This window comes from Paenibacillus sedimenti, from assembly GCF_014534655.1.
GTDB lineage: Bacteria > Bacillota > Bacilli > Paenibacillales > NBRC-103111 > Paenibacillus_E > Paenibacillus_E sedimenti.
In genome coordinates this window covers 750,901-770,848 of sequence record NZ_JACVVD010000003.1, presented here as the reverse complement: position 1 = coordinate 770,848, position 19,948 = coordinate 750,901, and the positions used below count along the sequence as shown (strand labels likewise).

Sequence of the window (19,948 nt, the reverse complement as noted above, 5' to 3'; positions counted from 1 at the left end):
ACGTTTTCCTAGTAAAAACCAGAAGGAGGATTGAAATGAAAAAATTGAACAAGATCGTCAGTATGGTCATTATGGCAGCATTAATCTTGAGTGCGGTTAACCAAATGTTCATTCCAACAGCTTATGCATCGGATGAGTATGATACGCTGAGAGACAAATGGAAGGTGCTATTGACCGGAGGAACGGCATACGATTCATCGGATCCGGATATTGCATCCAAGATCGGCCAAATTGTTTCCACAGCTCAAGAATATTGGGATACGTTGGATAAATCGGCCTCCCGTACTTACCTATGGAGTGAATTTAATAATGGATCCAGCGGATTCCATGTGCGTGATTCGTACTGGCGCCTGAGGGCCATGGCGCTTGCCTACCAAGTAAAAGGTTCTTCCCTGCAAGGGAATACGGCACTAGCTGCGGATATTACGGCCGGAATGGAATGGCTGAATGCCCATTGGTATTCGACTGCGACTCCCGAGCCCGGCAACTGGTTCGAGTGGAAAGTGGCGATACCTTTTTACTTGCTGGATGCCACTATCCTGATGTATGAGAATATGCCGGCCGCCTCGCTGAGCAACTATGCCGCAGCAGTCGATAAACATAGGCTGCCCCAAGGGTCAGCGGATGCAAACGGACTATGGGGCACGAAAATTCTCATGCTGAACAACATTCTCAAGAAAAATGGGTCTGCGCTGACCGTGGTGAAAACCACGATCGAAGACGCCTTGAAATTCAGAAGCAGCAATGGAAACGGCTTTTTTGACGACGGCTCTTATGTCGACCACACTGGTACGAACAGTCCAAATACGCCGGGCTATCCCGGCAATCCCTATAACGGGGGATACGGCCGGGGCTTTTACAAATCGGTGGCCGAAATGCTGCTGGTGCTGGCAGGTACCGCATGGGACATCAAACCGGTTGAGAAACAAGTCATCTACGAGTGGACTTATACCGCATTTGAACCGTTCCTGCACAAAGGCGGGGTGATGTCCTTCGTAGAAGGCCGGGAGATGTCGCGCCCGGAGGCTCAAGAGCATCTCATTGGACATAACATTCTTGAAAGCATAACCTGGATGTCGTTGGTGGCGGACGCCACGAACAAGACGAGAATGGAACAATTGATCAAATACCATGTGGACTCGGACACGTACCGGAATTTTTATCAGGACGTTTCGATTTATACGATCGGCAAAGTGAAAGCGATGACGGCCACGGCTGCTTCCCGTGGCGATCTCACGCTGCATAAGACGTTCGCGAGGATGGACCGCGTCGTGCACAGCCGGCCGGGGTATACGTTCGGTTTGGCCATGAACGGTCACGTGATCAATTATGAGCAGATTAATGCCGAGAACCTCCATGGTTGGCATTACGGGCAAGGAGCCACTTACCTCTACAACCATGATATCGAGGCTTACGATCAGGAATATCATCCGACCGTGAACGCCTACCGACTGGCCGGGACTACCGCACAAGCCAATAAAAATTCGAACTTCAACCCCAACCAAAGCAAGTGGGCAGGGGGGGCGGATCTCGGCGAATTCGGCGCGGCCGGCATGGAACTGAAGCCTGACGCCGAATCCCTGCAAGCAAAGAAATCCTGGTTCATGTTCGATAACGAAATCGTGGCGCTCGGTTCCAATATTTCCGCGGCCGGCGGCTTGGTCGTGGAAACCACAGTTGAGAACCGGAAGCTGAACGCGGCCGGCAATAATGCGTTGACTGTGAACGGAACCGCCAAACCGACTGCCCTCGGATGGTCGGAGACGATGACCGGCGTAAACTGGGCACATCTAGGGGGGACGGCTTCCGCCGGCGCCGATATCGGGTACTACTTTCCAACCGCTTCAACCCTGAAGGGAACAAGGGCGGAACGCAGCGGAAAATGGTTCGACATCAATCAAAATTCAGGCATTACGGGTAATCCCCAGCAAATTTACAAGCGCAACTACCTGACGCTATGGTTTGACCATGGCTTGAATCCGACAGCAGGCAGTTACGCCTACGCTCTCCTGCCCAACATGTCGGGCACGCAAGTCGGCAGCTATGCTTCCGCCCCCCAATTCACCATTTTGGAGCAGTCGGCCGACGCCCATGGCGTCAGAGAAACCGACTTGGACATCACAGCCGTGAATTTCTGGAAAGATGCGGTCAAGTCTGTCGGGATCGTCACCAGCAACAAGAAAGCATCCGTCGTTGTGAAGGAAAACATGGACGATCTCGAGATTGCGATCGCGGATCCCACGCAGGAAAACGTGGGCACGATCGAGATTGAACTGAATAAAGCGGCTTACGGCATCCTGGAGAACGATAGCCAGATTACCGTGACCCAACTGAGTCCCACCATCAAAATGACCGTAAACGTGAATGGAGCTTACGGCAAAACATTCAAAGCGAAATTCGGCTATTCATCGGGAACGAAGCTATCGCCCTCAGCCAATTTGGCTTTGAACAAACCGGTAACGGCCGGGAGTACGGTGAACAGCGGCGTATGGAATGCCGCGTACGCTGTGGACGGACAAAGGATTTCGGCAGGAACAAGCAATGGTTGGACCAGCAACAGCAGTCTGTCCGTGAATCATTCAGAATGGATTCAGGCGGATCTGGGTGCCGTATATGCCATTAACAAAGTGGATTTGTACCCACGGTCGGACAGCGGGAACGTTGGGCAAGGATTTCCCGTCGATTTTACAATCCAGGTTTCGCTGGATGGAGCGAGCTGGACTCCGGTCGTAACCAAAACCGGGTATGTCAAGCCTGGCAATCATGCCCAATCCTTTGGTTTCCCGATTTCGAACGCGCGTTATGTGAGAGTCCTAGGAACCAATCTGCGGCAAAATCCTTCGGATGGAAGCTTGTACCGCATGCAGCTGGCGGAGTTGGAAGTTCGTCAGGATGACGAAGAGAACGCTTTATCCAAACAGGAATAAGAAACATCTTGGCAGCGGTCATACGGTCGCTGCCTTGTTCATTCATGAAAGGGTAAAATGAAGTCAATCCAAGTAAAAAGAGTCTGATAGATAAGTAAACGAGGGGGTCCTATACTAATAATATCAACAGCAGAATAACATGCTTATCAATTAAAAGGGGGACTTCGAATGCAACGCAAACGGAAAATATTCGCCTTATCAGCTGTAACCGTTTTATCGTTGGCAGCAACTGCTTGCGGAAGTAACAATCCGGTGGAATCACCAACTCCATCAGCTTCGAGCGCAAGTACAAGCACTAGTAGTAGTACTAGTACGTCAAAACCCGATCCATTAGCCAAATATGATCCGCCAATCGAAGTTACCAGTGCCCGGTTGGTCGATTCAAACTTTAAATTCCGGGAAGGCGATTCGATAGACAACAACCCTTGGACAAAAGGTTATGAAAAAGAACTTGGCATTAAATTAAAGAATATCTGGACAGTGACCGGTACACAGCCGCAATACGACCAGAAATTGAACCTGTCGATCGCTTCGGGTGATCTGCCCGATACGTTTCAAGTCAACGCCGTTCAGTTGAAACAGTTGGTTGAAGCCAATCAACTGGAGGATTTGACCAAATCTTATGCGGACTACATCTCGCCGCTTGCCAAACAATATTATGAAGCCGACGGCGGAACTGCTCTTAAATCGGCAACGTTCGGCGGAAAGCTGCTCGCGATCCCGCAGCTTAGGAGCTTGCCGGATGGAGCACCTATTCTTTTTGTACGTATGGATTGGCTCAAAAAGCTGAATCTGCCCGAACCGAAAACGATGGATGACGTATTTAAAATTGCCGAAGCTTTTGCGACTAAGGACCCGGACGGCAATGGAAAGAACGATACCTACGGGCTGCCGATTACGAAAGACTTTGACTACTTTGAGGGAATTGCGAATGCCTTCCATGCTTATACGCAGAAGATGTGGATCAAAGACAGTACGGGGAAATTAGCGCCTGGCCATATTCAACCGGAGATGAAAAATGCGTTAGCCAGGATGCAGCAAATGTATAAGAGCGGACAGATGGATCCGGAATTCGGCGTCAAGGACTTTGGAAAAGTCAGTCAGGATATTGCGGCCGGCAAATTCGGCATCTTTTTCAGCGGCCCTGCTGCTCCAATTGTTCCTCTTCAATCCGGTAAAGACAAAGATCCGAATATGGATTGGAAGAGTTTCCCAATTCCTTCCATTGACGGCAAGCCGGCGAATGGGCAATTACTATCAAACATCTCAAACTATGTAGTCGTAAAGAAAGGGGTAAAAAACCCTGAAGCCTTGATCAAGCTGATTAATTTCACAACTGAAAAAATCGATGGAAAGACAGCAGATTTAAAGACCTACAGCAAGGGCGACGATGGCATCGAAATCTTTAAATACAGGTATGCCTTTGCAGCTGATGTCTATAAGAATGTAAACGCATATCGCCATATTAAAGAAGCCCTTGAAAAAAATGATCCTTCCAAGCTGAAGCCGGATGAGAAGTTGAGTTACGACCGAATTCTCCTCTTTAGAGGCGGCGACTCCAAGTGGTGGAATATGGAGCGGGTATTCGGACCGACTGGTTCATTCGGTATCACCGATTACTATGACAATAACAAACTATTTATGAAAACTGAATTCTATGGAGCGGCTACACCGACGATGGCAGAAAAACAGAGCAGTTTGGATAAACTGCAGCAGGAGACGTTCACGAAAATCATCATGGGTACGTCCTCTATCGATGAATTTAATACCTTTGTGGATAACTGGAAGAAGCTGGGCGGAGAGGCCATCATCAAAGAAGTGAATGATTGGAAAATGAAACAATAATGCTGCATGGATTAGATGGGGGAGCGGGTGGATACCTTCTCCTCTTCATACTTCTATACGAGGAATTTCGGATGGGTGGGTTGTATGATGCAAGCAAAACGGGGATGGTTACGGGAGCTTCCGTTACATTTGATGATTTTACCTGGACTTGTATTGGTTATCATTTATCAATATATTCCTATGTTAGGAATTGCCATTGCCTTTCAAAAGTATATCCCTGCATTGGGGATTACAGGATCTAAATGGATAGGTTTAGGAAACTTTAAGTATGTCATGGATATGCCGGATACGTTTCAGGTTCTATGGAATACCATTTATATCGCTTTTATGAAAATCGTGATCGGATTGATAGTACCTATCGTCATTTCCTTGCTTCTTAACGAGCTTAGAACCAAGTTTGTGAAGAGAGGGGTTCAAACGCTCATTTATTTGCCGCATTTCTTATCCTGGGTTATTCTCGGCGGCATTCTTGTTGATATTCTCTCGCCTTCAAACGGCATTGTCAATCAATTGATTGCCTGGTTTGGATGGAAGCCCATCTTCTTTTTGGGAGATAACCGCTGGTTTCCATTCGTTCTTGTTATTTCTCATCAGTGGAAGGAATTCGGTTTTAGTACCATTGTTTATTTGGCCGCCCTCACCAGCATTAATCCTTCGCTTTACGAAGCTGCGGTTATGGACGGCGCCAACCGATGGAAGCAAACCTGGCATATTACTTTGCCCGGGATGATGCCCATCATTATTCTTATGGCAACTTTAAGTATGGGAAATATATTAAATGCCGGCTTCGACCAGGTGTTTAATTTGTATAGTCCGTCTGTATATGATAGCGGCGATATTATTGACACGTTAGTTTATCGTCTTGGCTTGCTTGATGCGCAATTTGGGGTTGCAACGGCAATAGGGCTGTTTAAATCTGTCGTGTCATTCTTATTTATTTCAGTTTCTTACTGGTTAGCGTATCGATTTGCCAATTATCGGATTTTTTAAAGAAAGGTGAGCACCTATATGCCACATCATGTTTCCCTGAGCAGAAGATTGTTTTTGGCGGCCAACTATACATTCCTAATCCTTCTTTCCATCATCTGCTTATTGCCGATCATTCACGTCTTTGCGATTTCACTTAGTTCAAGCAGCGCCGTTGATGTTGGACTTGTTAAATTGTGGCCGGTAGATTTCACATGGAGATCTTATAAGTATATCCTTAATAAGCCGGAGTTTCTCCAATCCATGCTGGTCTCCGCCCAACGTGTTGCGCTTGGGACGGTTTTGAATATGCTTTTATCATTGCTTATCGCATATCCTTTATCCAAGGAGACAACTTCTTTCCGCTATCGCACCTTCTATGCGTGGCTTTTCGTCATGACGATCTTGTTTCACGGCGGCTTAATTCCAACCTATCTTACCGTCAAGGAAACCGGGCTGCTTGGAAGCATATGGGCATTAATATTGCCCGAAGCGGTTCCTGTCTTTAATATGATTTTGCTATTGAATTTTTTTCGCGGGTTACCCAAAGAACTGGAAGAATCGGCATTCATGGACGGAGCCGGGTATTGGAAGGTTTTGTGGAGAATTATTGTGCCGCTATCTCTCCCTGCTATTGCAACAGTTGGTTTATTCACGATTGTGACCCATTGGAATAGTTGGTTTGACGGTTTGATTTATATGAATTCGCAAGCGCAATATCCGCTTTCCACCTATTTGCAAACGGTAGTCATCAATCAGAATTTGCTTGCAAATGCCCAAGTGGATTTGAACGATCTGGCTGAAATCAACGACAGGACCGCGAAAGCCGCACAAATATTTCTCGGATTGCTTCCGATCTTGATGGTATACCCTTTCTTGCAGAGGTATTTTCTGACAGGACTGGTACTCGGCAGTGTGAAGGAGTAGATAGGGCCGCCTCTGTGTTACATTTGGAGAAGATTATATGCGGAGGTTAACGGATGTTAAAACGATGGGGCTTTCGTCATATGCGGATTTACCCGAAGCTGGTCGTAACTTTTTTAGTGGTTCTGTTACCCCTAAATCTATTGAGCCTCTATATGAATCAAGCCAGCTCCGAGAATGTGAAAAAGGAGATATCATCGGCGACCTTATCCAAGGTGCATTTCTATATGGGTTTAATTGAGGCTGAAATTTTGCGTGTGATGAAGTCTGAGCAAAATTTTATTTTAGACGAAGACTTGCTGTTGTTAGCCCTGCAAGGAGATTTGATAGACGCGAATGCCAAACGTGAGGCGTTCTTGAGGCTGGAGCAGCGGTTGGATTTGCTCAAAGGCTCAAGCAGTTTTATTGAGAACACATTGCTGCATATTCCTCTTCTGAAAAGAACCATAACCAACAAAGAAATTCTGGATGAGTTGTCTGCCGAATATGTACCGTTACGCCATATATCAAGCCGCAACGATGCTCCTTTTGTGATATGGAAGGATAACATGTATCTCAATTTCTCTTATCCGGAAAGGCCTAATGGAATAGACAAGAAAGAACCCCAATTTGTTATTTCGCTAGAAGTTTCGCAAAAGGAGTTTCAACGGGTACTTATGCAGCTGACGGATGGTTTGGAAGATGAAGCGCTCTTGATAGGGGAAGGAAACGAATGGTCACTTTCCAGTGATCCGAATAATCCGATAACCACGAAAATATTTGGTGAAATGAAGGCGAAGACGGATACGAGTTCAAATCCATATATGCAAACGGTTCGTGTTGATGGAACGAATTATATCGCGTTTGTAGAAAAATCTTCAGACATCGGCATCTCATTAGCTGTGATGATTCCGGAAAAACAATTTCTAGGACCGCTGAAGAAATATAAACAATGGATATGGTATATCACGGTGCTGACTGCTCTGATCATCCTGCTTTTCTCCTATCGATTATATCGAGAGATTCATTTTCCGTTAAAGAGACTGATTCAAGCCTTTCGGAAGGTAGAGCAGGGAGACCTGGAAGTAAAGGTTACCCATTCAAGCAGTGATGAATTTTCTTATTTATATATGCGTTTTAATGAAATGGTTCATCAAGTGAAACGGTTGGTTCAAGAGGTATTCGAGCAAAAATATCGGCTGAGGTTATCCGAACTCAAACAGCTGCAATCGCAGATTAACCCGCACTTTCTTTATAATAGTTATTTCTCGTTGTATTACATGGTCAAGAATAAAGATGATGATCAGTCCGTCATGCAATTTATCAAGTATTTGGGTGAATATTTCCAGTACATTACGCGAGATGCCGTTGAAGAAGTGCCTTTATCCATCGAAATTAAACACGCTATCAATTATGTGGCTATTCAAAATATTCGATTCAAACATAGAATGCAAACCCATATATCTCTTGTACCTGAGATTGCGGAACGATTAACGGTTCCAAGATTGATTTTGCAGCCGATCATTGAGAATGCATACAAACATGGATTGGAAGAGAAAGTTGATAAAGGAATATTACGTATCCATTTTGCGCAAATAGATGGTTTCTTTGAAGTTGCAATCGAAGATAATGGAACCCAGCTATCAGATGAAGCAATCGTAAATTTGGAGAAAAAACTGCGTAATGTCGGACCTGGTGAAGAGACGACAGGGATTATCAATGTTCACAGGCGACTGGTTATCCGGTATGGCGAGGATAGCGGTTTGTTTATTTCCAGGGGGAAGTTAGGCGGGTTTCAGGTTGTCGTTAGAATTCCAGTCATGGATACCAAATAATAATGGAGGAATAACGTGAAAAAACTTCATTTGCTAAGCAACGCGCATTTAGATCCGGTATGGCAGTGGGAATGGGAAGAAGGGGCAGCAGCAGCCGTATCGACGTTTCGCGCAGCAGCCGATTTTTGTGAGGAATATGAAGGCTATGTTTTTAATCACAACGAGGCCATTCTCTACAAATGGATTGAGGAATACGAGCCTGTTTTGTTTGAGCGCATACAAAGACTGGTTAGACAGGGAAAATGGCACATTATGGGCGGATGGTATCTGCAACCGGATTGCAATATGCTGTCAGGCGAATCGTTCGTAAGGCAAATTTTGCTTGGAAAAGTTTATTTCCGTGAAAAATTCGGTGCTGAGCCAACGACGGCGATTAATTTTGACTCATTTGGCCATACGAAAGGGCTCGTTCAGATCTTGCAGCAAGCCGGTTACGATTCATACATTTTCATGCGTCCCGACGAAATGAAAGGGCTGCCTGCTCAGGATTTTATTTGGAGCGGCTTTAATGGCAGCGAAGTAATGGCCCACAAGGTAAGCGGCGGATATAATACGCTGCTGGGCAAAGCGCATGAGAAGATCAAACAATGGCTGGACGCGAATGCGGATACGGATGAGAGGGCGGGATTCATATTATGGGGAGTCGGCAATCATGGAGGAGGACCGTCCCGCATTGATCTTTCGCGGATTGCCGAGCTGATGGAACAGTCGGAACAATATGAAATCGTTCATTCCACACCGGAACAGTACTTTCGAGATTTGAAGCAAACCAAAGCGCTTCCACGCTTTGAAGGCGATCTGATTCCGCGGTTTGTCGGCTGTTACACTTCTATGATCCGTATTAAGCAAAAACACCGCCAAATGGAGAACGAGCTGTACTTGACTGAAAAGATGCTTTCCGCAGCAGCTCTACAGGGATTGATTGCTTATCCAACAGCTGAGATGCATGAGGCTATGTGCGATTTGATGACAGCCCAGTTTCATGACATTTTACCCGGCTCCTCCGTACAAACGGCAGAAGAAGCGTCTCTGCGCATGATGGACCACGGCCTCGAAATTGCGGCGCGATTGAAGGCCCGCGCATTCTTCGCGCTTGCAGCAGGCCAGCCGAAAGCCGCTCTTCAAGAATATCCTGTACTCGTATATAACCCGCATCCTTTCCCGGTCAAGGGAGTGTTTGAATGCGAATTTATGCTCGAGGATCAGAACTGGAAGGAAGAGTTTTCGCTGCCGGTCGTGGTTCAAGACGGAAGAAAGCTGCTTTCTCAGCCCGAGAAAGAGATGAGCAACCTCAATCTGGATTGGCGCAAAAGAGTCGTGTTTGAAGCGGAGCTTGCTCCTTCTTCAATGAATCGTTTCGATTGCCGGATTGAGATGCTGGAGCGAAAGCCGGCTCCGGAGCTCAAGGCGCAGAATGGGTTCTATACGTTCCAAACCGATGATCTGCTTATCAGGATTAATACGCGTACCGGACTTATGGACGAGTATACGGTACGCGGCGTTTCGTATCTGAAAACGGGTGCCTTTGCCCCGCTGGTGATCCAGGATAATGAGGATCCTTGGCGGATGGATGTTTATGCTTTTCCTCAAGTTATCGGTAAATTTACATTAATGGACCCAGGGGCCGGAAGCGATTTTTCGGGGGTAAAGAAAGCGCTGCTGCCTTCTGTTCGCGTTATTGAAGATGGGGAAGTCAGGACGGTCATAGAAGCTGTACTCCAGTACAACCATTCCTTCATTTGCCAAACCTACAAGCTGCCGAAAAAAGGAACGGAGATCGAAGTGCAGGTGCGAGTCTATTGGAATGAAAAAGACAAGATGCTCAAGCTCTCGGTTCCGACTTCCTTTGAGGATGGAAAATATCGCGGACAAACGGCCTTTGGCATCAGCGAGCTGGCTGGCAACGGCGATGAAACGGTAGCGCAAAAATGGGTTGCCGTAGATTCGGCGGAGAGGAAGCAGGCCATAACCTGCATCAATAACGGCATTTACGGCTCCGATTATCAAGAGGGCGAGATTCGCTTGTCTCTGCTGCGGGGAGCGGGGTATTGCGCGCATCCGATTCATGACCGTCCCATTCTTGTACAGGACCGTTTCCTTCCGCGTATAGACCAAGGGGAACGATGTTATGCTTTTTGGCTGAATGCCGGGGAGCTTGAGCAGCGGCAAACCATGGTGGACCGTGAGGCTACCATCCATAATGAAAGGCCCTATGCGTTATCTTTCTTTCCATCAGGCGACGGGGAAAAGCGGGGAGCATTTCTTGAACTAGAGGACGAAGCTGTGCAACTTAGCGCATGCAAAAAGGAAGAAAAGGGAGAAGGATACATCGTACGATTGTTCGAACCGACCGGCCATTCCAGAACTACGGTCCTTTCGATCCCATCCTATGGCATTCGCGCAGGAGTCCAACTAAATGGATTTGAATTTAAAACCTTCCGCATTGACTCCCGTGCGCGGACAATCGTAGAAATCAGTTTGTGTGAATGATGTTGCCAAAGGGCCGCTAAACAGCGGCTCTTTTTAAAAGATAAGAAAGTATATGTTTTGGGTGACCGAGAGGTTTCCCTTTATTACAGGTGTTATAAGGTCTGTTATCCGCACTGTGTGTGGCTTGTAATTGATGTTTTACATCGTTGCAGATGTCTCTGCCGTTGCTGTCGCACGCTGCAACGATGATTTTCATCGTTGCGGATGAAAACAGCGATAGCGGCCGCCTTTGAAATTCGTGTTGATACCACTAAGTATCATTCAGATAACACGAATTTCAATAGCGGTTGGAACCCCATGCCCAATTCCCTCCCCCACACACAGACGTAACGCATAGCACAGCAAAGGACCTAGCGTAATCTTCCGCTAGGTTTTTCTTGCTGTCTCATACAGTCATTAGTTTAGCTCATTGGATAGTAATGTTGTTCCGATACTGCTGTGGCGCGATACCTTCTATTTTTTTAAACATCCGGCTGAAATAAAACGGATCCTGATATCCGAGTTCCTCGGCAATTGCTTTCACGCTTTTTTCCGTATTATGAAGCAGGTACTTGGCTCGCTGCGATCTTAGCTGGTGAACGTAATGGTGGATGTTCGTACCGGCATACTTTTTAAATACTTGGCACAAGTATTCGTATTTTCGGTCCAACAATCGCTCCAACGTTTCTTTGGAAATGTCCGATTCGTAAAAGTTGTTCAAATAATTGACCAGATTGCGGAAAGTGATGTAAGAAGCCGGGAAAGATGTATCCAAATGACTTTGTTCCAAAAAATCTCCAGCCATAAGCCGTAGTATTTCGCCTAGCAATAAGCTGGCATGAAAGCGAAAATAGCCCTTCGGTTGCTTCATCGTCTCTACCAGCTCTTCGAACAGTCCGAGCAGCTTATATCGCTGGCTGGTGCGAAATTGACGAGGCAATACAAGCAGATCCTCATGGTGGATTTCGGCGGTTCTCAGTTCCGTCCGTTCGGCATGGACAATATTAAGCTCGGATGCCCGATCCAAACCGAATTCACCCAGGGCCGGATCAGATGAAAATTGCACCCAAAAAAATTGCCCTTGCCGTTTATCGGAATTCCAGCCGGTATGCGTCTCCCAAGGCATCAACATCAGGGACTCGCCAGCATGCAGGGTCATAGGAGTACCGGCCGTTTGCAAATGCACCACTCCGTCTGCAATAACGATCAACTCATAATATGGATTGTGATGCTGCCCGAAGAAGTTGGGGCTGTTTGCATCGAAAAGGTCCGCCCATTTGATGTCGAGCCTGGATAATCGGGAAAGAGAGTAATACATGGCATGGATGCCTCCGATGTTTTTTCTTTCGAAAACAAAACTATGTTCATGGCTCCATCGTGGAACCGTACCTATAATGTAGACATAGACATTATATCAAATGACGGAGGATTTCACATGGATATAAGCATTTTAAATGAACAGGATTATTATCGGATCGTATACGGGGGATGGCTCGGGAAAAATATTGGGGGAACGCTGGGTGCTCCGGTCGAGGGTAGAAAGGAGCTGCTGGAATTGACATTCTATCCGGAGCTGCCGGACGGTCCGCTGGAAAATGATGATCTGGACATGCAATTGGTATGGCTGCATGCCTTAGAGCAGTATGGCCCCGGATTAACCTCCCGTGAGCTCGGACAGGAATGGCTGGAACACATCTTCTTCCCTTATGATGAATACGGTTACGCCCTGACTAATCTGCGAAGAGGTCTTATCCCGCCGATTTCAGGCTGGTTTAACAATCCCTTCAACGATTGTATGGGATCGCCTATTCGTTCTGAAATTTGGGCAATGGCGGCACCCGGAGCGCCGGATACTGCGGCACACTATGCGTACCAGGACGCAATTGTGGACCATGCCGGAGGGGAAGGCGTTTATGGTGAAATGTTTTTTGCCGCATTGGAAAGCGCTATTTTCTTTGAGAAAGACCGGGATCGGTTAATAGAGATTGGAATGAACCATATTCCTGAACATTGCCGTACCGCCAAAGCGCTGAAAGATCTGCTTCGTTGGCAACAAGAAGGGAAGAGCTGGACCGAAACGCGCTTGCTCATTCTGGAGCATCATGGCAGCGACAATTTCACAGATGCTCCGCAAAATATTGCTTTTACGATACTTGGATGGTTGTATGGTGAAGATTTTGAAGACGCCATATTGAAGGCGGTTAACTGCGGTTACGATACGGATTGCACCGCAGCAACGCTGGGTGCGATATTGGGCATGCTGCTCGGGCCGGAAGGATTGCCGGACAAATGGGTGAAGCCGGTTGGCGAACGCGTAGTCGTCAGTTCGCCGATCAAAGGATTTCCCGCACCTAAGAATCTGGATGAACTGACACGGCGAACCATACGTATGGGCAAACAGGTCTTGGCCACATGGGACACGGGCATTCTGGTACATCCTGACTTGCCGACATCCTGCCGACAAGAGGCTTCGGAAGGAGCAGATGAAGCGATTAAGGATCTCTGGGATCGTAAAGTAACAGCCAATCGATATTTACTGCCGCAGGGAACTCGAAGCTGTCCGGATGCTGAATTGGCGATCGACTTCGGCTCGGATGGACCCGCCATTGGAACGGGCCAATGGAAGACCTTGCATTTCACGCTGACGAACCGGTCTCCAACTCCGCTTGCCGGCAGTCTCTCTCTAGAACTGCCTGAGGATTGGGAAGGACCGAATGCGTATAAGGTCAGTCTGCAACCGGGTGAGTCGGTTCAATGGGAAGTGGAAGTCAGGGCATCGGCGGTTGCTGCTGCATACCATGAGCTTGCTTTGTATTGGACGCGAATCCATGATCATTCGATATGGGCCGCTCAGAAGGTGGCTTTCACGCTTGTCGGTGCATCCAGATGGACCTTATGGGGACCGGAAAGCAGCGTAGGTAAAGAAATTTATGTACCAGGAAACCGATTGGAATGGGAGAGGGAACTCGGGTCGCAGGTGGATGGCGTATACCGGGCGTTATCGATGCTCTTCAGCCCTTCCGAGCGGAAGGTTCGACTCATAGCAGCTGCTAACGGTCCGATAACGTTGAAATTGAACGGCCAAGTTGTAATTGAATGCAAAGAAACATTGGCATTCATGCCGGCGTATCACCGTGCCCCGCAAGAACAATGGGTGGAATTAACGCTTACTGCCGGAACCCATAAGGTGGAACTGGAAGCTTTAAGGAACGGCGCTCCTCCAGAAGTGTATGTCTTGTCGGTTGCACTGAAAAACACAACAACGCCCGGTCCTAATTATTTCTATACGGATATGATTTGGGGCTAGCCAAGGATGACATTCGAATCCGAGTGTCAGCGATAAATTGACAACGCTTACATTACAATAAGGAGGTGAATGATTATCTCAAGTGGCAACCGATTGAATCAAAAGAATCATAAGCACAAACGGTCAATCACGAAAAAACGAATTAGGAGGATGAGATAAGGATGAGGATTCAAATCATGAAGAACAAATATTACGGTATGTTATCGCTTTTACTGATTGTAACGCTTGTTTTTACGTCACTCGGTTTGCCGTTTGACAACAAGGCAGAAGCGAGCTCGGGTTCGGGGTTCAATCCGACAGTGGTCAGGGGGTTCAATACGAGTGCCTTCACCGGTCTCAAAAGGGCAAAGGAAGTTTTCGGAGCCAATGTGTTCCGTTTGCAGTTGACGCCCCGGGTTGAGGCAGTTAGAAGCGGCGTGTCCATCACAGTTGCTTGGCAAAGACAACTCGATAACATGGAGGGCGCACTGCAGGAAGCAGCCAGACAAGGGATGTATGTGATTGTTGATTTGCACGAGCCCCCGATAGCTGATCCGAGTTTGAAAACGAATACGGATGCCTACTGGGATAATGATGCGAACAGGCAGATGCTGGTCGATTGTTGGACGGAGATCGCGCAGCGGTTTGAACCTTATCGGAACAACATTTGGGGTTACGATCTTTTAAACGAGCCTTTTAACAAATCGGAACTTCCTTTAGGCAATGAGAAATGGCCGATCTGGGCGCAAGATATCGTGGATGCCATACGGGTTTACGATCAGGATACGCCGATCATTTACGAAGCAAGTCCGGGGGCTCTGCCCAGAGGCTTCGTTGAAAACAAATGGATCGACGCCGGACCCGGCTATCCGGTGAAATATCAGGGGGATTTCCCGCTCCTTGACGATGATAAAGTCATTTACAGCGTGCATATGTACAACCCGTTTGCTTACTCGCATCAAGGGTTAACTACCGTGAACACGGCTCCCGTCTCGACGGATTGGCCCGATAAGATTACATATCCAGGGATGATTGGCACGAGTTACTGGGATAAGAACAAGCTTATTCAAGATTTGAAGGATGTCAGAGATTTTCAGTTAAAATACAATGTTCCGATTTATGTTGGAGAATTCAGCGCCATCCGCTGGGCTCCCGGTGCGGCGGCATATACCCGGGACTTGATCGAACTCTTCGAGGAGTACGGCTGGAGCTGGACTTATCACGCTTATAGCGAATGGCACGGCTGGGACGTCGAATACAACGAAGTCATGACCAGCGATTTAAACCGTGATTCGGCAATAGCGACGGAACCGACGGACCGGGAGTTGGTTCTCAAAGCGTACTTTAACCGGAATGAATTTCTTCCGCCTAACGGCGAGCCGGCTCCACCGGTTAATCTGGTCATGAACGGTACCTTTGAGAAGGATACCGATAATGACGGGTTAGCTGATCGTTGGGGCAAAGATTCGAACGTAATCGTCTCGCTTGTAAATATGAACGGCTCCCAAGCGCAGAAAATCAAGACGCTTTCCAACCAAAGGGGAATCGATCAAGCGTATTTTAAGGTGTCCGACCAGAATCGCTATCGGTTGAGCGCCAAAATTCGGGTGATCAGCGGAAAAATCATTTTCCAGCACAAAGATTATACGAACAATACTGTCTTTCTGGGGAACGGTCCTGTGGTAACCGGTCTTACCAATACCGGAGGAGAATTCGTCACCAAGTCGCTCGAATTTGTTCCTGCTCCCGGTGTGGCCAGGATGAGCACAGGATTCTGGACGGAATTGCCGAGTGAATTTATCGTTGACGATGTCGAACTGATCGACTTGGGCCCGGCTGTCCCGGTGAATCGGCCGAAAACGGTTGTGGATATCGTTTATCCGGGGCATCTGGAGTTTGCAGCTACGGCTTATGACGGAGCGTCGATAGCCAGAACCGAATACCGGATTGTCGGTCAAAGCGGCGGATATACTACGGTTCCAAGCGGTGGATTAACGTTAAGCCCGCCCGGAAACTATATCGTAGCGTACCGTTCCGTTGACACGTCCGGCAATACGGAGAGGGCCAAGTCTCTGCTCGTTGACGCGAAAGCACCGGAAATCACTGTAACCGGAATCGTATACGACACGCTTAGCAATTCCGGTGATATGACGCCAATCATTACTGTGAAGGATGACTTGTCCGGGGTTGATAACAGCAAGACTACGTTATCGCTGGATGGCCAAATAATGCAGCAAGGGACGACAATTCCGCTCTATTCGTTATCGCTCGGCACACATACGCTGGTTATAACGGCTACCGACCTGGCGGGTAACACGGGAAGCCATACCGTTACGTTCCGGATTAGCACTAGCATTAGTTCTCTAAAAGAACTGATAACGCGCTTTGTCCAAGAAGGATTCATTGATAATGATGGAATCGCCAATAGCCTGCACGAGAAATTGGATCAAAATCACTTAGGCAGCTTTGTAAACGAAGTACAGGCGCAGAGCGGCAAGCATATTTCCAGCGAGGCTGCGGCATTCTTGCTTCGGGATGCGCAGCACCTTCTGAATAATTAAACGTAAAACAACCAAGCGCATTCACACCACACGGGTGAATGCGCTTTTTAATCGATATGGGTCTGAAAGCAAAAAGTAAAGGAAAATCAATACAAGTAGAAATATTCTGATAGAAAGTTTATGTATGAGATGCCTATACTAATATTAAAACCTGCAGGAGGATCAAGAATGGGACAGCAAGAGATAAATTGGAAAGCTCAATGGATTTGGGGCGGTAATGAAGAAAGTCCCCGTAACGAGTGGAGATGCTTTCGTAACACCTTTCGATTGCCGTCGGGACGCTTGGATGGGGCTGCATTGTCTCTTACGGCCGACTCCAGGTATGTTCTTTATGTGAACGGAGAGAGAGTCGGACGCGGACCGGTACGTTCATGGCCATTTGAGCTTGCTTATGATACTTATGATGTAGGGCACTTATTGAAGCCAGGGAAAGAAAATATAATAGCCGTGATGGTTTTGCATTACGGAATCACCAACTTTTATTATTTGCGGGGACGCGGAGGGCTGCTGGCTCAACTAGAAGTAAATCAGAATGGTATACAAAGCATACAAGCTTCTACAGATGAAGGGTGGAAAACTTCCCTTCATCTTGGGCATGATCCCCGTTCACCGAGAATGTCGTGCCAGCATGGTTTTGTTGAACGGGTGGATGCCAGGCTTTGGCCGGAAGGATGGGTTTCCAATGATTATAATGACCAAACATGGGGGGCGGCCACCGTCATTGGTGAGGCGGGTGACGCCCCGTGGACAACGCTCGTGCCCAGAGATATTCCCCTGCTGACAGAGGAACCGATTTATCCTCTCCGCGTGGAGTCCCTTCAGCAGGTGAAGCCTATTTCCTGGTCCACGAATATTGATATGCGGAATCAAATGATGCCGGAGAGTACGAACCATGCTAATTTTGTCGGCAAAATCGGTTATGTGGCAACCGTAGTCCGAGTTTCGTCACCGGTGAAAGCCACATTCGGTTTCCTCAATTCCAGATTTAATTTCGGTCCTTGCAGCATCAATGGAACCTGGTATTCCCCGGAGCAGCTTCCCGGCGAGTTTCCGCAAAAATTTGTGGTTGCCGATTTAAAGGAAGGCGACAATTTCTTTCTCATGGATGTCACGGGGGTAGAGCACGGTGACGGCTTCCATATGGGGATCGACTGCGAAGAGCCTTTCGAGCTCATCTCGCCATGGCCATCGGACGAACACAGCTCCCCTTTTATCACCATTGGGCCTTATGCAGTATTCGAACGTATCGATCATAAGGATGTCTATGACCCGATACCCCGTTTCAGGAAAGTAATGAGCCTTTATGAATCTGGAAATATACAGAAAGGCGAACTGACCTCCGCTGAGGCCGCCTATCTGCAGGCTAAATCTATTTCCTCGGCTTCCGAATTGGCAATCATTCATGAATGGATTCGTCCAATCCCGAACGCTTTGGTCAGCAGAGACAATGTGTTCGCATTGAGCATTTGGAAAAGGGAGGCGGTTTCCCATAAAGTTCCTTCTTCCATGCAAAATGTAGTCATTGCTCATGTGGAACCTGCGCTAATTCCATTATTCGGCGATGCGGATACGGAGATTATTTTGGATTTTGAGAAAGAATACAGCGGTTACATTGAATTTGAAGCCGATGCAGCGGAAGGCACTGTGCTTGATTTTTACGGATTTGAATATATGCATGAAGGTTGGCGGCAGGATACTTACAGGCTTGATAATACGATGCGGTATACATGCCGTGAAGGAAGACAGCGGTATGTTTCTCTCGTCCGACGCGGTCTTCGGTATTTAATGATAACAGTCCGCTCAGCGTCAAGGCCTGTAAAGCTCTACGAGGTGAAGCTGCGCCAGAGCAATTATCCGATTGCGGAAATCGGCCGCTTCCACTCATCCGACGCGCTGTTAAACGATATTTGGCGGATCAGCCAACACACAACCCGTGTGTGCATGGAAGATACTTTCGTAGATTGCCCTGCATATGAGCAGACCTTCTGGGTGGGAGACAGCCGAAACGAAGCTCTTATCAATTACTATATGTTCGGAGCGACTGATATTGTCAAGCGTTGCCTTAAGCTGGTTCCCGGTTCGAAATTTCAGACGCCGTTGTTCGCAGATCAGGTTCCCAGCGGGTGGAGCAGCGTTATTCCTAATTGGACTTTCTTCTGGGCCATTGCATGCAGCGAATATGTTGAACATACCGGGGATATCGCCTTTGCAGAGGAAATGTGGCCTCATGTTCGTTTTACACTGGATCATTATTTAACAAATTTGGACTCTAAAGGGCTTCTTTTCATGAGGGGATGGAACTTCCTGGACTGGGCGCCTATCGATCAGCCTGGCCATGGAGCTGTTAGCCACCAGAATATGTTTCTCGTCAAAACTCTCCGTGAAGCTTCCATGCTTGCAGAAATAGCGGGTGATATGGAAGGAGCTCATTCTTATAGAGCCGCTTCTCTTAAATTGGCTCAGGCCATTAATACCCACTTATGGTCGGAAGAACATAAGGCTTATATCGACTGCATTCACGCGGACGGCAGGCCTTCCTCCGTCCTTAGCATGCAAACTCAGGTTGTCGCATTCTTAAGCGGGGTTGCGGATAAAGATCGTAAGCGTCAAATAGAGGCTCATTTGGCTTTCCCGCCTGAGCATTTTGTCCAAATCGGCAGCGCGTTTATGTCCTTTTTCTATTACGAAGCATTGTCGCAGATAGGGCTTACCGAAATTATGGTGGAGGACATTCGCAAGAACTATGGAACCATGGTGAAATATGAATCATCGACCTGTTATGAAGGCTATCCCAAGCTCATTGATGGTCAAATACATCCTAGGCAATTAACTCGAAGCCATTGCCATGCTTGGTCTGCTGCCCCCGGTTATTTTCTTGGGCATGAAATTCTCGGCGTACGAAGGGCTGCACCGGGATGGGCTAAAATTGTGATTGCGCCTAAACCGATTGCCGGATTAACCTGGGCAAAGGGAACCGTCCCGCTTCCGCAGGGCGGCCGTGTAGACGTATCCTGGAGTATCCGGGAAGAGAATAAGACGATGGAGATCAAGGCGTCAGTTCCGGAAGGGCATGAAATGGAGATCATCGCTCCAACGGGATATCGTTTGGAAATATTGCCAAACGCCCTAAGAAATTAAGAGATTTAAAATGATAAT

At 47.5% G+C, this 19,948-nt stretch carries 10 protein-coding genes; 9 read left to right on the top strand and 1 reads right to left on the bottom strand.

The genetic code is table 11. The features are described 5' to 3' along the window. Window positions 1-35 precede the first annotated feature (35 nt). From ICC18_RS12260 to ICC18_RS12235, 6 genes are all read left to right on the top strand, one after another. The gene (locus ICC18_RS12260; RefSeq protein ID WP_188174653.1) at window positions 36-2,927 is read left to right on the top strand and encodes a polysaccharide lyase family 8 super-sandwich domain-containing protein; all 2,892 of its coding nucleotides are present in this window, start codon (window positions 36-38) and stop codon (window positions 2,925-2,927) included. A 168-nt stretch (window positions 2,928-3,095) separates the two neighbouring features. Beyond that, window positions 3,096-4,772: an extracellular solute-binding protein gene (locus ICC18_RS12255; protein ID WP_188174652.1), complete on the top strand. Its 1,677-nt coding sequence runs from the start codon at window positions 3,096-3,098 to the stop codon at window positions 4,770-4,772. 84 nt (window positions 4,773-4,856) lie between these two features. After that, on the top strand, window positions 4,857-5,762 hold the full coding sequence (locus tag ICC18_RS12250) for an ABC transporter permease (RefSeq protein WP_376745622.1): 906 nt from the start codon (window positions 4,857-4,859) through the stop codon (window positions 5,760-5,762). Window positions 5,763-5,780: 18 nt separating this feature from the next. Further along, window positions 5,781-6,665 (top strand): carbohydrate ABC transporter permease, encoded by an 885-nt coding sequence (locus tag ICC18_RS12245; protein WP_188174651.1) that lies wholly within the window; start codon window positions 5,781-5,783, stop codon window positions 6,663-6,665. Between the two features lie 53 nt (window positions 6,666-6,718). Beyond that, entirely contained in the window at window positions 6,719-8,476 is a 1,758-nt protein-coding gene (locus ICC18_RS12240) for a sensor histidine kinase (protein WP_188174650.1), read from the top strand. 15 nt (window positions 8,477-8,491) lie between these two features. Beyond that, window positions 8,492-10,966 carry a glycoside hydrolase family 38 N-terminal domain-containing protein gene (locus tag ICC18_RS12235; RefSeq protein ID WP_188174649.1) on the top strand — a complete coding sequence of 825 codons (2,475 nt, stop codon included), beginning with the start codon at window positions 8,492-8,494 and terminating at the stop codon, window positions 10,964-10,966. Between the two features lie 406 nt (window positions 10,967-11,372). Here the strand turns inward: ICC18_RS12235 and ICC18_RS12230 are convergent, their stop codons facing one another. Next, the gene (locus ICC18_RS12230) at window positions 11,373-12,263 is read right to left on the bottom strand and encodes an AraC family transcriptional regulator (protein WP_188174648.1); all 891 of its coding nucleotides are present in this window, start codon (window positions 12,261-12,263) and stop codon (window positions 11,373-11,375) included. Window positions 12,264-12,380: 117 nt separating this feature from the next. Here ICC18_RS12230 and ICC18_RS12225 point away from each other — a divergent pair, with 117 nt between their 5' ends. The 3 genes from ICC18_RS12225 (at window position 12,381) to ICC18_RS12215 (ending at window position 19,930) form a co-directional block, all read left to right on the top strand. Further along, window positions 12,381-14,252, top strand: coding sequence for an ADP-ribosylglycohydrolase family protein (locus tag ICC18_RS12225; RefSeq protein ID WP_188174647.1), 1,872 nt, complete (start codon window positions 12,381-12,383; stop codon window positions 14,250-14,252). Window positions 14,253-14,413: 161 nt separating this feature from the next. Further along, complete coding sequence (locus ICC18_RS12220) at window positions 14,414-16,792, top strand: cellulase family glycosylhydrolase (protein WP_188174646.1); 2,379 nt, start codon at window positions 14,414-14,416, stop codon at window positions 16,790-16,792. A gap of 168 nt (window positions 16,793-16,960) precedes the next feature. After that, the gene (locus tag ICC18_RS12215) at window positions 16,961-19,930 is read left to right on the top strand and encodes a family 78 glycoside hydrolase catalytic domain (protein WP_188174645.1); all 2,970 of its coding nucleotides are present in this window, start codon (window positions 16,961-16,963) and stop codon (window positions 19,928-19,930) included. The last annotated feature ends 18 nt before the right edge of the window (window positions 19,931-19,948 follow it).

Coding starts and splice junctions, on each gene's coding strand:
- ICC18_RS12260 (WP_188174653.1), top strand. CDS start 36: ATGAAAAAATTGAACAAGATCGTCAGTATGGTCATTATGGCAGCATTA.
- ICC18_RS12240 (WP_188174650.1), top strand. CDS start 6,719: ATGTTAAAACGATGGGGCTTTCGTCATATGCGGATTTACCCGAAGCTG.
- ICC18_RS12225 (WP_188174647.1), top strand. CDS start 12,381: ATGGATATAAGCATTTTAAATGAACAGGATTATTATCGGATCGTATAC.
- ICC18_RS12220 (WP_188174646.1), top strand. CDS start 14,414: ATGAGGATTCAAATCATGAAGAACAAATATTACGGTATGTTATCGCTT.
- ICC18_RS12245 (WP_188174651.1), top strand. CDS start 5,781: ATGCCACATCATGTTTCCCTGAGCAGAAGATTGTTTTTGGCGGCCAAC.
- ICC18_RS12255 (WP_188174652.1), top strand. CDS start 3,096: ATGCAACGCAAACGGAAAATATTCGCCTTATCAGCTGTAACCGTTTTA.
- ICC18_RS12250 (WP_376745622.1), top strand. CDS start 4,857: ATGATGCAAGCAAAACGGGGATGGTTACGGGAGCTTCCGTTACATTTG.
- ICC18_RS12230 (WP_188174648.1), bottom strand. CDS start 12,263: ATGTATTACTCTCTTTCCCGATTATCCAGGCTCGACATCAAATGGGCG.
- ICC18_RS12215 (WP_188174645.1), top strand. CDS start 16,961: ATGGGACAGCAAGAGATAAATTGGAAAGCTCAATGGATTTGGGGCGGT.